This window comes from Limnobaculum eriocheiris, assembly GCF_021010575.1.
Lineage (GTDB): Bacteria > Pseudomonadota > Gammaproteobacteria > Enterobacterales > Enterobacteriaceae > Limnobaculum > Limnobaculum eriocheiris.
Genome location: NZ_JAJNAG010000018.1, coordinates 1 through 15,296 on the forward strand (window position 1 = coordinate 1; position 15,296 = coordinate 15,296).

At 45.1% G+C, this 15,296-nt stretch carries 20 protein-coding genes and 1 pseudogene; 13 read left to right on the forward strand and 8 right to left on the reverse strand.

The features are described 5' to 3' along the window. On the forward strand, window positions 1-107 hold a 107-nt coding region (locus LPW36_RS09415; RefSeq protein ID WP_230609480.1), incomplete at its 5' end, for an IS1 family transposase. Window positions 108-409: 302 nt separating this feature from the next. Here the strand turns inward: LPW36_RS09415 and sodC are convergent. Continuing rightward, window positions 410-931, reverse strand: a complete 522-nt coding sequence (sodC, locus tag LPW36_RS09420) for a superoxide dismutase family protein (RefSeq protein WP_230609427.1) — start codon at window positions 929-931, stop codon at window positions 410-412. 160 nt (window positions 932-1,091) lie between these two features. Beyond that, the gene (locus LPW36_RS09425; protein WP_230609481.1) at window positions 1,092-1,331 is read right to left on the reverse strand and encodes a DUF1289 domain-containing protein; all 240 of its coding nucleotides are present in this window, start codon (window positions 1,329-1,331) and stop codon (window positions 1,092-1,094) included. A 243-nt stretch (window positions 1,332-1,574) separates the two neighbouring features. Between LPW36_RS09425 and gloA the strand changes: the two genes are divergently transcribed. Next, complete coding sequence (gloA, locus tag LPW36_RS09430; protein WP_230609428.1) at window positions 1,575-1,982, forward strand: lactoylglutathione lyase; 408 nt, start codon at window positions 1,575-1,577, stop codon at window positions 1,980-1,982. A 204-nt stretch (window positions 1,983-2,186) separates the two neighbouring features. After that, window positions 2,187-2,840, forward strand: a complete 654-nt coding sequence (gene rnt / locus LPW36_RS09435) for a ribonuclease T (protein WP_230609429.1) — start codon at window positions 2,187-2,189, stop codon at window positions 2,838-2,840. Window positions 2,841-2,896: 56 nt separating this feature from the next. Here rnt and LPW36_RS09440 read toward each other — a convergent pair whose 3' ends face one another. Continuing rightward, window positions 2,897-3,235, reverse strand: coding sequence for a Grx4 family monothiol glutaredoxin (locus tag LPW36_RS09440; RefSeq protein ID WP_230609430.1), 339 nt, complete (start codon window positions 3,233-3,235; stop codon window positions 2,897-2,899). 408 nt (window positions 3,236-3,643) lie between these two features. On the opposite strand from LPW36_RS09440, the gene sodB reads away from it, so the two are divergent. Further along, window positions 3,644-4,222: a superoxide dismutase [Fe] gene (gene sodB / locus LPW36_RS09445; protein WP_230609431.1), complete on the forward strand. Its 579-nt coding sequence runs from the start codon at window positions 3,644-3,646 to the stop codon at window positions 4,220-4,222. 66 nt (window positions 4,223-4,288) lie between these two features. Here sodB and nagK read toward each other — a convergent pair whose 3' ends face one another. From nagK to LPW36_RS09460, 3 genes and pseudogenes are all read right to left on the reverse strand, one after another. Beyond that, a complete protein-coding gene (gene nagK, locus LPW36_RS09450) occupies window positions 4,289-5,200 on the reverse strand; it encodes an N-acetylglucosamine kinase (RefSeq protein ID WP_230609432.1) in 912 nt (303 codons plus the stop codon). A gap of 81 nt (window positions 5,201-5,281) precedes the next feature. Further along, window positions 5,282-6,414: pseudogene (locus tag LPW36_RS09455) on the reverse strand (AAA family ATPase). Then, entirely contained in the window at window positions 6,411-7,121 is a 711-nt protein-coding gene (locus LPW36_RS09460) for an RNA ligase family protein (protein ID WP_230609433.1), read from the reverse strand. Before LPW36_RS09460 ends, LPW36_RS09455 begins: the two are co-directional and overlap by 4 nt. Before the next feature lie 502 nt (window positions 7,122-7,623). Here LPW36_RS09460 and LPW36_RS09465 point away from each other — a divergent pair. From LPW36_RS09465 to LPW36_RS09505, 9 genes are all read left to right on the forward strand, one after another. Continuing rightward, window positions 7,624-8,781 (forward strand): tyrosine-type recombinase/integrase, encoded by a 1,158-nt coding sequence (locus tag LPW36_RS09465; protein ID WP_230609434.1) that lies wholly within the window; start codon window positions 7,624-7,626, stop codon window positions 8,779-8,781. After that, window positions 8,778-9,218 carry a hypothetical protein gene (locus LPW36_RS09470; RefSeq protein ID WP_230609435.1) on the forward strand — a complete coding sequence of 147 codons (441 nt, stop codon included), beginning with the start codon at window positions 8,778-8,780 and terminating at the stop codon, window positions 9,216-9,218. Before LPW36_RS09465 ends, LPW36_RS09470 begins: the two co-directional genes overlap by 4 nt. Window positions 9,219-9,305: 87 nt before the next feature. Next, window positions 9,306-9,491 carry a helix-turn-helix transcriptional regulator gene (locus tag LPW36_RS09475; protein WP_122008421.1) on the forward strand — a complete coding sequence of 62 codons (186 nt, stop codon included), beginning with the start codon at window positions 9,306-9,308 and terminating at the stop codon, window positions 9,489-9,491. Window positions 9,492-9,589: 98 nt separating this feature from the next. Beyond that, window positions 9,590-12,058: a DUF3987 domain-containing protein gene (locus tag LPW36_RS09480; RefSeq protein WP_230609436.1), complete on the forward strand. Its 2,469-nt coding sequence runs from the start codon at window positions 9,590-9,592 to the stop codon at window positions 12,056-12,058. Window positions 12,059-12,299: 241 nt separating this feature from the next. Beyond that, window positions 12,300-12,575, forward strand: a complete 276-nt coding sequence (locus LPW36_RS09485) for a hypothetical protein (RefSeq protein WP_230609437.1) — start codon at window positions 12,300-12,302, stop codon at window positions 12,573-12,575. Beyond that, window positions 12,565-12,813, forward strand: a complete 249-nt coding sequence (locus tag LPW36_RS09490) for a hypothetical protein (protein ID WP_230609438.1) — start codon at window positions 12,565-12,567, stop codon at window positions 12,811-12,813. The genes LPW36_RS09485 and LPW36_RS09490 overlap by 11 nt, the downstream gene beginning before the upstream one ends. Window positions 12,814-12,816: 3 nt before the next feature. Continuing rightward, window positions 12,817-13,044, forward strand: coding sequence for a hypothetical protein (locus LPW36_RS09495; RefSeq protein ID WP_230609439.1), 228 nt, complete (start codon window positions 12,817-12,819; stop codon window positions 13,042-13,044). 22 nt (window positions 13,045-13,066) lie between these two features. Beyond that, on the forward strand, window positions 13,067-13,762 hold the full coding sequence (locus LPW36_RS09500) for a hypothetical protein (protein ID WP_230609440.1): 696 nt from the start codon (window positions 13,067-13,069) through the stop codon (window positions 13,760-13,762). 53 nt (window positions 13,763-13,815) lie between these two features. Further along, window positions 13,816-14,055 carry a hypothetical protein gene (locus LPW36_RS09505; protein WP_219290889.1) on the forward strand — a complete coding sequence of 80 codons (240 nt, stop codon included), beginning with the start codon at window positions 13,816-13,818 and terminating at the stop codon, window positions 14,053-14,055. A 79-nt stretch (window positions 14,056-14,134) separates the two neighbouring features. On the opposite strand, the gene LPW36_RS09510 is transcribed toward LPW36_RS09505, so the two are convergent. Then, window positions 14,135-14,473, reverse strand: a complete 339-nt coding sequence (locus LPW36_RS09510) for a hypothetical protein (protein WP_230609441.1) — start codon at window positions 14,471-14,473, stop codon at window positions 14,135-14,137. Window positions 14,474-14,535: 62 nt separating this feature from the next. Further along, window positions 14,536-15,012 carry a hypothetical protein gene (locus LPW36_RS09515; protein WP_219290883.1) on the reverse strand — a complete coding sequence of 159 codons (477 nt, stop codon included), beginning with the start codon at window positions 15,010-15,012 and terminating at the stop codon, window positions 14,536-14,538. Window positions 15,013-15,296 lie beyond the last annotated feature (284 nt).

Sequence of the window (15,296 nt, forward strand, 5' to 3'; positions counted from 1 at the left end):
GAACCCATCTTAAACGGTTGACCCGCAAGACTATCTGCTTCTCAAAGTCAGAAGAAATGCACGATAAGATCATCGGATGGTATCTGACGATCAATCATTACCACTAAATCTGCGTCACGACCCTTTTTTCACCACTCAATTGCTAATAATTAAAACATTAATCTGCAATTAATTTCAATAAATATGATTCAGACGACAATTAACATATACTTAAATCATTCAATTTGACTGATAAATTTATTTTTATCTTTAATTTCAATAAGGTGTGGCAAAAATTGATATATTAATTAATTTTGAATTAATTATTGTATTAATGTTAAATAATTACGACTTGAAATTAACGCCAACAACCGTTGGCGTTAATTGATACAAAAAACGAATTAATTAAGATTTTAATGTGTGTGATTGTTTATTTTATCACACCACAAGCCGCTCTCGTACCGCCACCACCCAATGGTTCCGGATGGTCATTGTGATTATCACCACCTGCATGAACCATCAGAGCAAGGCCTTTAACTTGTTCAATGGTTTTCAGGCGAGGAGCCAAAACCGGATAAGTTGCCGTTCCGTCAGCCATCGCATAGATCGCTGGCAAATCACCTAAATGACCATTGGCATAAGGCCCCAGATGCTTACCGGTTTTTTCCGGATCGAAATGCCCTCCTGCCGCTAATGCGGCAACAGATTTACCCTCTTTCATTCCCGGTTCACAACTTCCTTTCTCATGAATATGAAATCCATGAACGCCGGCAGGTAATGACTTCAGGTTAGGGGCAAATAGCAATCCATAATCTGTTTCACTAATCGTTACTGTGCCTACTGATTGTCCGATTCCTTCAGCGGAAACACTATTAACAGGAACTTCAACAGTTGCTGCCTGAATTCCACCAGAAATAACCAGAACGGCTAATGCAGTTAAATAACGTTTCATTGTTTATCCTTTTAATGAATCGCTTATTATCTAAGCCTTTTTATTATGTGCTATCGATGAGGCAATTACAGGGTAAACATCAAACCTGGTGATCGTTATCACGCTATGTTTCATAACTGAATGTGTTTTAACTTATTAACACCCAAAAGAAGCTGGTAATTTAAAACAAAGAAGGCTGTTCCGGCTGGTTATCATCTTGTGCTGCTGCTTTTCGGTTTCTGATTAAACGTCGTTGATGACAAAGCCGTAAAACATCGCGTTTTTCGGTATCGCTTAATGTCATCCACTTAAAGCGTTCATCCCTGCTTCTAAAGCAGCCCAGACAATATCCCCGGCTGTCACTTTGACAAACACCGCGGCATGGCGAAGGGATATCAAAAAATTCCAGTTGCTGTGGCATAGTCAGACTCAGAGTATTACTTAGCAGGCAAAATAATTCGTATTGATAGGTAATAGATTGAACCATGATAAAAAGCAAGGGATTTATTGTATTCAGAAATGACCTGCGTGGTCTTACAAGACATTTCAATACTGGCCGAATCAATCCATTAAACACTTCCACTCAGTCTCAGGTATACTGGGTGGCAGAATATTTTGTCTGAATTTGCCGAGTGAAAGTTTTAACAACCAAGAGGATAACGACATGCGTTTGCTTCATACCATGCTACGAGTTGGTAATTTACAGCGTTCTATTGAGTTCTATACCAAGGTATTAGGTATGCGTTTATTACGCAGTAGCGAAAATACCGAATATAAATACTCGTTAGCATTTGTCGGTTACAGTGATGAAAGTCAGGGCGCAGTTATTGAATTGACTTACAACTGGGGTGTCGAAAGCTATGAAATGGGAACCGCATTCGGTCATATTGCTCTGGGAGTTGATAATGTTGCAGCTACCTGTGAACAAATACGCAAAGCCGGTGGAAATATTACTCGTGAAGCGGGCCCGGTAAAAGGTGGTTCTACGATTATTGCATTCGTCGAAGACCCTGACGGCTATAAAATTGAATTGATCGAAAATAAACAAGCCAGCCAGGCATTAGGTCACTAATTCATATTTTCTTTTCCAATGGTTGAGCATGCTTCGGTATGCTCAATTAGTTATCCTTACTCCCCATTTTATCGTTTTTGATGTTCTGCTCATTCTATTCCTTAGTTTCAGGCTACTACCGATTTAAGATAGCGATTATACCAAGCATCAGATAGTAAAATTTGGCATAATAGACGCTTGAAAATTTTTAAAGAACAGGTAGACATGGCTGGTAATAATACTCAAAACAGTTTAAGCGAGCGTTTTCGCGGGTTTTACCCCGTGGTGATTGATGTAGAAACCGCAGGATTTGACGCAAAAACTAACGCGTTATTAGAAATAGCTGCCTTTACTTTAAAAATGAACGATCAGGGCTGGTTAATGCGTGACCAATCTCTGCATTTTCATATTGAGCCTTTTGAAGGTTCTGTGCTTTCTCCTGATGCTTTAGCTTTCAACGGTATCGATCCAACCAATCCGTTACGCGGGGCCGTCAGTGAACATGATGCATTACATGCTATTTTCAAAATGGTACGTAAAGGCATTAAAGATCAGAACTGTAACCGGGCTATTGTTGTGGCACACAATGCAACATTCGACCACAGTTTCCTGATGGCCGCCGCAGAACGTGCGGGGCTGAAGCGCAACCCTTTTCATCCATTCGCCACCTTTGATACTGCGGCCCTGAGTGGCTTAGTTCTTGGGCAAACCGTACTGGCCAAAGCCTGTATTACCGCGGGGATTGCCTTTGACAGCGCTCAGGCACACTCTGCACTTTATGACACGGAAAGAACCACTGAACTGTTTTGTGAACTGGTTAACCGCTGGAAAAAACTTGGTGGCTGGCCGGTAACGCCGGAGCAGCAAGTAAGAGACTAATTATGATAAAGCCCCGAAAATCGGGGCTTTATATTTTTTACAACAACGTGAATGGCTTATTCAGCGTCCTGAGAACCTGCATTTGCCGCAGTTTCTTTCAGTAATGTCTGTAATTCACCACGCTGATACATTTCCAGAATAATATCACAGCCGCCAATCAGCTCACCGTTCACCCATAGCTGAGGGAACGTTGGCCAGTTAGCATACTTCGGCAATTCGGCGCGGATATCAGGATTTTGCAAAATATCCACATATGCAAAACGCTCGCCACAAGCCGACAGCGCCTGAACTGCCTGAGCACTAAAACCACAACTAGGTAGCTTTGGTGAGCCTTTCATATAGAGTAAAATCGGGTTTTCAGCAATTTGGCGCTGAATCTTTTCTAGTGTTGTCATTGTTTTGCTTCCTCAAGCAGACATTGCGCTCATTGTATGACTATTGTAGCGACTATAGCGGCAGGAAAAAATACCACTTTTTATAGGGTTATAGTATAGCAGACAGAAAACACTCTATGGCGTATAGCCTATAATGCAATTACCTGATTTATTTCACACTTAAAATAACGCCTTAACCACTTTTTTATTTTCCTTCGGTTCCTTTGATGCCAGCTTCTTCATTGATAAAGTGCTTTTCTGGTACCAATCTTTTCCACTTTTTCCCTTTAATAATAAAAAAAAGTTGATAAAATCATAAGTTATAACAAAGTAACAACAGTTTTTTTGCAAATGACTCATGATTCATACAACCCGTTATTAAGGGTTGATGAAATTATGAGCACTATTTTTTCCTTGAGGAGCAATAAAATGCCATTTGAATTACCAGCCCTTCCTTATGCTAAAGACGCCCTGGAACCACACATCTCCGCCGAAACTCTGGAATATCACTACGGTAAACACCACAACACTTACGTTGTTAACCTGAATAACTTAGTAAAAGGCACCGAGTTTGAAGGTAAATCTTTAGAAGAGATCGTTCTGAAATCTTCTGGCGGTATCTTCAATAACGCAGCGCAAGTCTGGAACCATACCTTCTACTGGAACTGTCTGGCACCTAAAGCCGGTGGCGAGCCAACAGGCGCACTGGCCGATGCTATTGCTAAAAACTTTGGTTCTTTCGCGGCATTTAAAGAGCAATTATCTGATTCAGCTGTAAAAAACTTCGGCTCCGGCTGGACCTGGCTGGTGAAAAAGGCTGACGGCAAATTAGCTATCGTTAATACCTCTAACGCAGCTAACCCAATGACCGATGGTGATAAGCCACTGTTAACCGTAGACGTGTGGGAGCACGCTTACTACATTGATTACCGTAATGCCCGTCCTAAATATTTAGAAAATTTCTGGGCGCTGGTTAATTGGGAATTTGTAGCTAAAAATCTGGCATAATTATCTGATTGCATAAAAATGCCGCATATCGTTGCGGCATTTTTTTATCTAAAGTTTCAGTTGTTGTTAATCCACCAGATTGAGGCAGGCGGCTCCGCGGGCACCACCGGCATCACCATAACGGGCCTTTTCAATTGCCGGCAAGGTCGCCATACCATAAAGATACTGTGGCAAATACTCAGGCAATAAACGATAGATTTCATCAAACTGCGACAATCCCCCACCAATGACCAGCAGATGGGGATCAAACAACGTCAGGATATTGCCCAGATAGATGGATAGTACGGTGAGATAGCGTTCAACGTGAACTTTGGCCGATGCATCCCCCGCATAATAATCTTCAATAATTTGCACTGCGGTCAGCGGTTTTTGATAAAAACTACGGTAGATGCGTTCAAAACCCGGACCGGCCAGATAACCTTCAAAACAACCCATCTTACCGCAGCCGCAAACTATCTGAGGTACTGCACCCGTCAGAACTTTATCGGCGGCACTTGTCAGATTCAAATGCCCTATTTCACCTGCAATACCATTCTTACCGGAGATCACTTTTCCGTTAACCACAAAGCCGCCGCCCACACCGGTACCCAGAATTAGCCCCAATACCGTTGGATATTGCCGGAACTCAGGAGCCCAGGCTTCAGACAGCGCAAAACAGTTGGCATCATTATCAATTTTCACCGGGCGTTGTAAGCAACGGCTTAAATCAGCGACTAACGGTTTATATTTAGCCGCAAGAACATTGGTGGTGAACACCGTTCCTTCTCTGGCATTAACAATCCCCGGAATGCCGACACCAACCTGCCCTTTAGTATTAAACCTTTGGTCAGCCTCGCTGGTCAGATCGATAAATACCTGTAGCAAAGCCTGATAATCATCTTTAGGTGTTGGAACCCGCTTCTGCCATAGCTGATTTAAGTCTGCATCAAATACGGCCAGTTCCGTCTTTGTGCCGCCCATATCAAAACCGTAATACATATCAGACTCCTGAATAATTTTGCCTCTGACTATAGCCTCTGATGCCATGATTTAACAATCAGTTAAATCATGGCAACTGTACTACAAAAACGCCGACTCTATTCGACCATCAATATAATAAATGACCTCATGCGCCTCTTCCGGAACCGGTAGCTCCAGCTTAGTCAGCATACGGTCCATCACCATCTCGGGTACGGCATATATTCGTGCACTGTTTTGCTGCTTCCATTTCATATAAGGCACTTCGATATACACTACCCTGACCCGGGCTTTATAACTTACAAACAGATTAATCAGTTGTTGACGCATCTGATGGGTAATATTAGTCGCATTCCAGACAAAATCTTCGCCGCGGCGTAATTTATCTCTTGCCCGTTGTTTAGCCTGTTGCACAACCCAGCCATTCGCCATTTTATCATCGGGAGCAATACGATGCTGACGACGAATATCATCCAGACTGATAACAGCGAGTCCCGAACAATGTTGCTTAATATAACTATCTTTCCCCATTCCCGGTAACCCGGATAACAGTATTACCTGACTTTGATAATCATCATAAGGCTGGTAATCCGGCGGAGCATTATCGGTAGAGAAATAACGATACCTGGCCTCCACTGAGGGAAATTCCCGCGCCTGTCGCCAGCAGTGCTGTTCCTGGCAATACAACTCAAACAGTTCAATACGGTTTAGTAATTCTTCTGCATCTGCACATTCCCGTCCCAGTACATCCGCTTTGGCCAATAGCGTCAGCAAATGACAATCCAGCCGTAATGAGGCAGCAAACAGCGATTTTTGCGGATCCTGCTTCTCCATAACCCACAGCGGTAATCCGTGATAACGCACCAGAGCAGCTATCACCTCTCGTATGGCAAAGGGCGTCTCCAGATCCTTAAACAGAATCTGACGCGCTGTCAGTTCGCCTTTACGCGCATGACCGGGTGAAACAATGCGCCCATCGACATCGATTCGGGTCGTGCTGCGTTTTTCCACATCATGAAGCAGTGCAGCACTCCACAGAATTTCCTGCTGCAACGCCGACAGTTGCTGATATTCAGGTAATGATATCAGCGCTGCCAGTACGCCCGGGTATGTATAGATACGTCGCCTTCGGCATGATGGACCGGATCCTGCAATACACCGCGCATATCAGCTACCCATGAGAAATTCTGCTGCAGAAATTGCCAAGATTTGTCACGACTTAATATCCAACTCATTTCGGGCCTCCCGTTGCATCCCGTTCATAATAAAGCGGTGCTCGTTGCCAGTTACTCTTCCAGTGAAGATCGGTTTTAACGTGATTTTTTCGTACATATTTAAATACGTTATGTGAAAAATCCGCGACCGGATAAGCATCGCTATTCCGAGTAACAACGCCCTCCATCGAACAACGCTGATGTGAATGGGTATCCCAGGATTCAAAATGACTATCCTGCCCGGCTTGCTGAATAATCAGGCGGCTAAACTCTGCTTCACTGGTTGCTTCAACAATATCTAATTGTGGGATCCTTGGAAAATCAAACAGCCCGGCATAAAAGCCAACCTCTTCCCAACTTAACCACATATCTTTATGACGTACTGCAAAGACAAAGAAATAATCCTCCAGTTTGTGATACTCAATGGAGTGAATGGCATACAGATTTTCACCAAAAATCTCGATATCGCCTAAATCATCTTTGATCAGTTGCCAACGTTGGCGAATTTGCCGGGTCCAGGCCGATTGTGTCGGTGCGGCGTGAGAACGGGCAAATACACCATATTTATTCAGACAGTTATTTTCACCATCCAATTTTTCGGTATGTATCAGTTTCGATATCTTCTCAATATCACACCACCATTGGTGGTTAATACGATCGTCACTGGTAGTTCCCGGAGAAAAAGGATAATGGTAAGTTCTGCCATATTTTCTCGATTGCATATCCATAATGCTAATCCACTTTTCAGATGCACATTATTTCATTACGAGACTATCCGACATTGGTATTCCGCGGTTGCGGACTAACAGTAATAATTCGTTAAAACAGATTCGTTGAAATAGTTGTGCAGAATTCATCCTACCCAAATGAGCAGATGATATGGCGTAAAACTGAGGGATTTTAACGCGGTGGAACTTGAAGGCGGGCGCATCTTAACAGGCTAAAGATGAATTTATCAACAGATTATGAATAAATATTATTTATTTAATTATTCTACTTACCTCGTTTCGCGCCGTATCCAAAGCAACTCTAAAATCACAACAATATTATACTATTTCAATCAGATAGATTTCATGTTGTCTTACTATGTTTTGAGGTATATGCTCGCAATTGTGGGTTCATTGGTGGGTTCTAATCTTACAAAGACAGGCGCAAGGTTTCCGTCTCGATAGTTGTTACCCCCACCTGTGCGCCTGTATTACCTGTGGAAAGACGACTTGAGGATTATAGATGCTGAATGATGCAAAGCTCCGGGCCTTAGCTCGCGGCCACGATAATACCAGCCCGAAAAAAATTGCGGATAGTAATGGACTTGCTGCGCTTGTCAGACCAAACGGGCAAATCTCGTTCATATTCCGATTCAGGTTGAATGCCAAACAGCAAAATTTCACGCTGGGCCAATACCCTAATCTCAGCCTGAAGGCCGCGCGTGAACGGGCCACACAGTGCCGCAAATGGCTGGCTGATGGATTTGACCCACGTGTGCAGGCCCGAATTGAGAAGCAAGCCAACCGCGAGCAGCTCACCGTAAGACAAGCGGTTGATTTCTGGCTTACAGATAGTGAAACAGCGGCGGCAGATAGTTACCGGAAACAGTTCGAGAAGCATATTTTCCCGCACCTGGGGGATCTGCCTATCGACCAACTCGACACAGCCGCATGGTTGAAAGTATTCAGCGATATTAAACGCGGAACTTATCACCGCGCAGCCCCGAATGCTGCCGCTTACGTTTTTGGCTTAACCAAAACAGCAATGAAGTACTGTCGGGCGCGTCAGATGGTCAAGACAACAGTCTTAAATGACCTCAGCGCCGGCGATGTTGGCGCTACGGTCAATAAGCGTGACCGGGTGCTTAAACAGAATGAGCTGAACGATGCAGTGGCGTGGTCGAATGACATCCGCAACCCATTTTACTATCGGGCGCTGCTGAAGCTACTGATTACTTTCGGATGCCGTCTGTCTGAACTGCGGTTATCAACCATAAAAGAGTGGGATATGAGCGCGATGGTGTGGACAGCTCCCAAGCAGCACACAAAGACAGGTATAGAAATACAGCGCCCAATTCCTGCGGCACTGGCACCGGTACTGGCCTCACTCATCAATGACAGAAAAAGTGGCCTACTTTTAACCGAGAATAAAACAGTCGGCTCAGTGTCGAACTACATAATAGGCATCTCACGCAAGTTAGGCCACGACTCATGGACAGCCCACGATCTGCGTCGAACTTTCGCAACCTGTCTTGCTGATATGGGTGTGCATCATCACGTCATTGAGGCGTTGCTGGGCCACACTCTTCCAGGCGTTGCCGGTATTTATAACCGTAGCCATTTAATTAATGAGAAGCGCGAAGCGCTTGAACTCTGGATAAGTAGTGGAGTGAAGCTATGAAACTTTTTCGTAGGGAAGAAGATAAGACAGACCCATACTTCATCAAACGTGCCTTAGAGGCGTTTATCTTTTTGGTGGATTCGGGCGAGCCCATTCCAGATGAGTTATTGCATTTCATGGCTGACGGCGCTAAGCAAAAATTAAAAAACGGTACACCATGGCCTACGCATACTGGCAGACCAAAAATAGATGAGCATGTACTGGCTTTGGTTGCTGAAATTGACGAAAAGTTTCCCAAAGAGCGCCATCAGATAGCCGCCAGCCTCGGCCTATCTCAAAGGCGGGTTAGTCAGCTAATTAAGGAAGCCGCCGAGGCTTCGAATACGTCTGCGGTAAAAACCCACTGCGCGATATACAAAGTCATGATTGGAGGCAAAACATGGACAGAGGCCCTGTCACTGCTTGAACAAGTACAAGAATGGGCTAAGGGGAAATAAACTATTTTTCGTTTTCTTCCACATTCAACATCCAACATCGCGATGATAGTCGTGCCACAAGGGCAAAATACAAATGAGGATATATAAATGGAAAGACTTATAAGCATTCCACAGTTAGCTAAATTACTTAACCGCCACCGTACGCGTATCTATGTCTACCAAAAAACCGGGTACCTGCCTCCCGCAATCATGAGAAACGGAAGAACCATTGGCTGGCGCGAGTCGGATATTACTCGATGGATGGAAGAGAATAAAGATGCGCAAAACAGATAAAGAAAACGCCCAGACCTTTCGGAGCTGAGCGCTTCGCAACCTTAAACAACCGGCCTGCAACGTGTACCAGACGGCGCAGGCCTTAACCAGGACACTATATGTCAACTGATGGCGTAATTATGGCAACTGATGCCAACAATAGCAAAGTATTATTCAAACTGAAGGCAAAGAACAACAGCACGGAACCAAACACATGGCTTCGACGTACTGTGCGTATGCTGGAGCGCAGCGGCTACGCCGCTATACCTTGCCTAGCCAATGGCGCCACTGCGTCATATGGCGAGGGGCAGACATACCCACGCAATCACTCAGTCTGGCTGGGGCGCAATGTTAAAAGCGATGTCGTAGCTTTCAGGCTTGATGATGTAATTCTCCTGGATTACGACGGTAACAAAGCCCCACAGGGCGAGATTATCAGCATCCGTGAACTGACAGATTTACTTGGCCTGTCTGACCTGATGCAGTTTTGCACACAGAAGAATGATGACGGTGATTCACTCCATTTTCTGTTTCGCTGGCCTCAAGGGGTTGACCGTAGTCTGTATAAAGCAGCCAACAACGGCAAGTGGCAGAAACATATCGATATTAAGACCGGTAACCAACTCTGCTATCTAAAACGTGGGAAACAGATTGTCGAGGGTGCCTTACCCTACATTGACGACTTGCCTGAAGCACCGCCAGCGCTGATGGAGACCCTACATAAGGCAAACATTGTTCAGCCTGAAAAGCCCCTCTCCGCCAGTGGTACAGATAGTGACATTGAATGGCTTAATCGTACAGCACCTGAATGGGAAGCTTTGTTTTTTGAATACGGCTTTGAAAAGCAGGGTAATAAATGGCTTCACCCGGAAAGCACCACCGGCAATCCGGGCATATCAATCAACAAGGACGGGCGCTACATTTCCTCTCACGGGAGCGATCCGCTTTGCGATGGGCACAGTCATGATAAATTCGACTTTATAGCCCAATATCAATATGAGGGCGACAAGTCACAGCTCCTTAGTGATATTCGCCAAAATCGTCAGGCTTGTCTTGACGAAGATTTAGCTGATGAACAGGAATGGACATCACCAAAAGAATTGAAGAGCAAACTGGTGCCGGTTGCCCCGTTCGATGCCAGTCTATTGCCTACTGCCGTACGCGCCTATGTTATGGATTACGCGGCCCGCATGGATAACGCAGCGCCTGACTATGCGGCAATATCGGTAATGATTGCGGCCGGTGCAGTTATTGGCGGTGCGGCTCAAATACAACCCAAACGGAATGATACAGGCTGGAAACTGGTTCCTAACCTGTGGGGAAGTGCCATCGGCTACCCTTCTGCAATGAAAACACCCAGCCTCAAATGTGGACTCGATTTGCTGGCGCATTCGCAGAAGGTTCTTGACCGTGACTTTATGCGACGCCAGAGCCGTTATGAGGCTGAAAAGACTATTCATGGGGCAAGACGGGCCGATATTGAAACCAGAATCGAAGCGGCGACACAAGCCGCTAATAGCGCGTTATCCGCCGGTGAAGATGAAGATTACGAGGCTGCCGTGTCTGAGCTAATGCGCCTCCAGGAAAGTCTGAAAGCCGAACCAGATGAACCTAAATCGCGGGAATTGATGGTCAATGACGCCACAGTTGAATCACTGGCAATCATGGCGAACAATAATCCCATGGGAATTATGGTATTCCGTGATGAGCTGAGCGGTTGGCTCGCCAGTCTGGACAGTCCACAGCGCCCTAACGACCGTGCATTTTATCTGGAAGGGTTCTCCTGCGGTTCGTATAAACAATCCCGGGTAAGCCGTGCCCCCCTCAAAATTGATAGGCTGATTGTCAGTCTACTTGGCGGGATTCAACCGGGCAAACTAGCACCTATTTTGGCCGCTCGCGCTTCAGGCGATGGCGATGATGGTCTTCTTGAACGCATTATCCAAATGTCAGTATTCCCTGACCTATCTGGGGAATATAGGGATACAGCTCCCGACTTAGCGGCAGAGAGCCGAGCTAAGTCCGTTTTCGAAACATTAGCCGGAATTGATACTGCTGCCGTGTATACCTTTAGCGAGGATGCCCAGAAAATATGGGATGAATGGGCCGCTGGTCATAAGAAGCGCGAGCAATCGGCATCGGCAGACTGGCAGGGTATACTCGGTAAATATCCGGCACTATGCGCAAAAATCGCTTTGGTTCACCACATACTGACCGAAGCAGACGGCATTGATTATGAAAATGAAGCATTTAGCCCTGCAATGAAGGTTTCCACCGATTCCCTATGCTGCGCTCTTCGCTGGATGCATTACCTTGAGAGCCACGCAACGAGAATTACCACTTACTTCCGTGCTGAAAAGGAAATGATTCCGGCAATCACCCTAAGGGATCGGCTTTCGCAACTTAGCCCATCTTTTACTCGTAATTCGTTAGGGCAAAAAGACTGGCAACACCTGAAGAGCAAAGATGGTCGTGAGTCTGCAATTGAGCAACTGATTAAGACAGGTCATATCCGCGAAGTCATAACCCCGCCTAAGAATGGAACAGGTCGCCCCTCAGTATCCTTCCTCGTAAACCCACTAATTTAGTCAAATCGCCCTCGCAACGAGGGCGACATAATTTAACATTATTCTACTATTTTAATTAAATTTGAATTATAGCAATTAGTTAAACTCAATCATAAAAATCAATGCGCACAAAGCGCCCACAAACAAACCCACTTTGTATTTTTACGTCGTGGTGTAACGCGAGTTATTGTGCACATATTGAGCACACTTACGCCCTCCGCTATCGTCACTTTTAATTACTTGAACATTCAAAAGGTGACATATGGCAAACGGACACGGTGGAGCAAGAGCTGGAGCAGGGAGAAAGCGCGCCCCTCTACCGAAACAACTCACTGACAATGCGTTAAAGCACCTGGCTAAGTTAGTTGAAGAAGGAGACATTCAGGCGGTGAAAATGGTTATAGACAGAAGTTTTCCTGCTCTGAAGTCCATCACTCCAACAGGGACGCTGGATGCTGAATTGCTCAAGCTGAAAATCAAAGAGCTTTCAGAGTTCGAGGAACGCTTAGCAGCACTTGAGGCGAGCAATGGCAGGTAACAACAGGCTTGCCCGTCTGCGTTGGCTTGAGAGGGCTTATGCACCGCATATCCTGGCTAATTTCCGCTTGGTTACTCACATCACTGTCGAGCAAACAGACCCGCTTTGCGGAAGCTACAAACACAATGCATTGCCTGACAGCCCTATTACCGAGTTAGTCATTTATACGGCTACACGCGAAGCCTACCGGGCGAAGGTTAAACATTTTGAGCAGCATTACACCTTACTGGAGGGCTAGCTCTTGCCAACACTGAAAGAAAGGCTGACCCGGCTTGAGGCAAAGACAACCGCAACCACACCTATCGATATTGAATTTCATATCGTTTCTGTCGTAACCAGTGAGGATGAAAGGCGAGGAACTTGGTACCGCAACACCGAATATTTACCTTATCCATGCACCACATTTTACGCGGCCTCTGTAGCCGAATTCGAAGCCCTTCGCGATCAACACGCACCGGGCCTGTTTTAAAATACACATTAGGAATCATCTCATGAACTACACGTCAAATATGCTAAAAGGTTTCGGTACCTCCTCCCATATTCAGAATATGCACTATCGCGCAGCGCTAAAGGTGAATGACGCAATCGAAACGCATAAAGCATTGCTGGCCGACCGCACCCGCACCAAATCGGAGAAAGCGCCAATGTTGGCCAAACTGCAAAAGAAATTGGAAGCAGAGGCCCAGCGCGACATCCAGAATATTCTTAACAACCTCAACGCACGCGCAGATGAGCTGGATAAAAAAGAAGCAGAAATTTTATCTTCAATGAGCATGGCCGATGCCCTTTCTCTCACTTCGGCAATGAAAGGCATGGACGCCGGTGAAATGATTGCCGCCACGCGAGAATCGAAAGAGCTTGCCTTAGCAATGGCCATTGTACCTAGCGCATTATCTGGTTTTAGCAAAGACCAGGCGTTTAAGACGTTAATCGACGCCCACTATCCTGATATTAAAGCGGCAACTGATGAGATGGCCTCCGACTTCAGAGCGTATGAATCCTTACGTAATAACGTTGAAAACACCACCCGAGAAATTGGCTACGATGTGGATTTGAAAGCACTGGAGAGCCGTTTTGACGAGAATAAGCTCGAAGTATCCCCAGCGCCAAAAACAATGGCAGAGCAAAATGCCGAACTGGCCCGTCTTGAACGCTCCTCCGGCATCGAACCATCCGTAAGCGAGTAACCAACCCAACAAGGCCTGACCAGCCAGGCCTTTAATTAATTAGGAGACAGAATATGTTAGATTACAGCGTAACCATTACCCTCACAGAAGAACAGGCCCGCACAGTTGAGTGGCTGCTGAATCATCATATTAAGGCGCAGGACGGGCTAACAGACGCTTTCTTTGACGGTATATATGAAACTAAAGGCTTAGAACGCCGTGCAATGAGGGAGATAGAAGAAGCTTCCAACGGTATCACTAAAGACTGTATTCAAGTTCTGAAGGCGATTAGCGTTGCTCGTTTCTGGGAATAAACCTGCCCCCGACAGCCCGGTAAACCGGGCTATTTGTATCAATTGACGCAACAGGTAAATGACTTATATTTCTTAATTGCTATTTCTTATTATAAGTATCGAACCCCAACTGAAATGAAATAGCAGCCAAATCCAGCGCCTCCTTATTTTCTCTGGGAATTTTATCAGCTATTTCATTTCGATATTTAAGATTAGCAATAATGGCATCATTTATGTTCTCACCTTTAGCTGCGGCCTCACTCCCAATCTCGCACATAGAGACAAGCTGTTTTGTCACCGGACGGAAATCATAAGCAGCGCCAGGAGTAATCATAGCAGCTCGTATCAATGACGAAGCGATAGCTTCACATCGCCCAGCAGCCTCCACTGAACCAATATACATACAGCTAACAATAACTAATGCAGTCATAATTCTCATTCAAAACACCCCGAATCTAATTTCGTTATTTAATGACGCGATATGCAATTCAAAACATTGAATTAATATCGACTAGCTGTAGATATTACTTTATCAAGCAATTCGTTTTCTAACGTTCCATGTGAAACACAGGTAAGGGTTATGTCCTGAGTAACAGACCCAGGCTTATATTCACCTTCTATATTCGCTTTAACAGTAACCAACCCCGCCTCGTAAATCACCCCGTATGAAACTCTTGTTTTCGTTCTCTTATCTTTAAGGTAATCAAGGCCCATCGTTTTTCCACAATCTGCTTGCGCAGCTGAAAGGCGCAAATCTCGCGGTGCGGTAGAAACAAAGCCGGTCTTATCGTCATAGCTCGATATCTGGTAGCCGTCGGAGATAAGAGCTGATTTTGACGCTTTGATAATGGCGTCCTGAGAAAGATTTGTTGCTCGGGATACAACGACGGGCTTCGTTACAGGAGCTTTATAGGTTCCTGCACATCCCGAAATCGCAGCAGTAACAGCAAGGGCGCAAATCAACTTCGCAGTGTTCATAGAGTATTCCCTTCTAAGATTTTCATCCGAGATACTATATAGCCCGAGCCTGTCTGCGTAAACAGATATCACGACTTTTCCGACCGTTACAAAAGACAGCTACTTTCCACAGGTAAAACAGGTACACAGGTGGGGGTAACATATCAACCGCCTGTCTTTAATGGGTGATACATAAGCAAAAATGTAACTAAATATTACATATATTTTTCCATTTTATAGACAGGCAGATTTTCATATGTGGGTTTTACTGTGGGTTCAAACGTAATAACAGCTTAAAATAATAC

Coding starts and splice junctions, on each gene's coding strand:
- sodC (WP_230609427.1), bottom strand. CDS start 931: ATGAAACGTTATTTAACTGCATTAGCCGTTCTGGTTATTTCTGGTGGA.
- LPW36_RS09425 (WP_230609481.1), bottom strand. CDS start 1,331: ATGCCACAGCAACTGGAATTTTTTGATATCCCTTCGCCATGCCGCGGT.
- gloA (WP_230609428.1), top strand. CDS start 1,575: ATGCGTTTGCTTCATACCATGCTACGAGTTGGTAATTTACAGCGTTCT.
- rnt (WP_230609429.1), top strand. CDS start 2,187: ATGGCTGGTAATAATACTCAAAACAGTTTAAGCGAGCGTTTTCGCGGG.
- LPW36_RS09440 (WP_230609430.1), bottom strand. CDS start 3,235: ATGACAACACTAGAAAAGATTCAGCGCCAAATTGCTGAAAACCCGATT.
- sodB (WP_230609431.1), top strand. CDS start 3,644: ATGCCATTTGAATTACCAGCCCTTCCTTATGCTAAAGACGCCCTGGAA.
- nagK (WP_230609432.1), bottom strand. CDS start 5,200: ATGTATTACGGTTTTGATATGGGCGGCACAAAGACGGAACTGGCCGTA.
- LPW36_RS09460 (WP_230609433.1), bottom strand. CDS start 7,121: ATGGATATGCAATCGAGAAAATATGGCAGAACTTACCATTATCCTTTT.
- LPW36_RS09465 (WP_230609434.1), top strand. CDS start 7,624: ATGCTGAATGATGCAAAGCTCCGGGCCTTAGCTCGCGGCCACGATAAT.
- LPW36_RS09470 (WP_230609435.1), top strand. CDS start 8,778: ATGAAACTTTTTCGTAGGGAAGAAGATAAGACAGACCCATACTTCATC.
- LPW36_RS09475 (WP_122008421.1), top strand. CDS start 9,306: ATGGAAAGACTTATAAGCATTCCACAGTTAGCTAAATTACTTAACCGC.
- LPW36_RS09480 (WP_230609436.1), top strand. CDS start 9,590: ATGTCAACTGATGGCGTAATTATGGCAACTGATGCCAACAATAGCAAA.
- LPW36_RS09485 (WP_230609437.1), top strand. CDS start 12,300: ATGGCAAACGGACACGGTGGAGCAAGAGCTGGAGCAGGGAGAAAGCGC.
- LPW36_RS09490 (WP_230609438.1), top strand. CDS start 12,565: ATGGCAGGTAACAACAGGCTTGCCCGTCTGCGTTGGCTTGAGAGGGCT.
- LPW36_RS09500 (WP_230609440.1), top strand. CDS start 13,067: ATGAACTACACGTCAAATATGCTAAAAGGTTTCGGTACCTCCTCCCAT.
- LPW36_RS09505 (WP_219290889.1), top strand. CDS start 13,816: ATGTTAGATTACAGCGTAACCATTACCCTCACAGAAGAACAGGCCCGC.
- LPW36_RS09510 (WP_230609441.1), bottom strand. CDS start 14,473: ATGAGAATTATGACTGCATTAGTTATTGTTAGCTGTATGTATATTGGT.
- LPW36_RS09515 (WP_219290883.1), bottom strand. CDS start 15,012: ATGAACACTGCGAAGTTGATTTGCGCCCTTGCTGTTACTGCTGCGATT.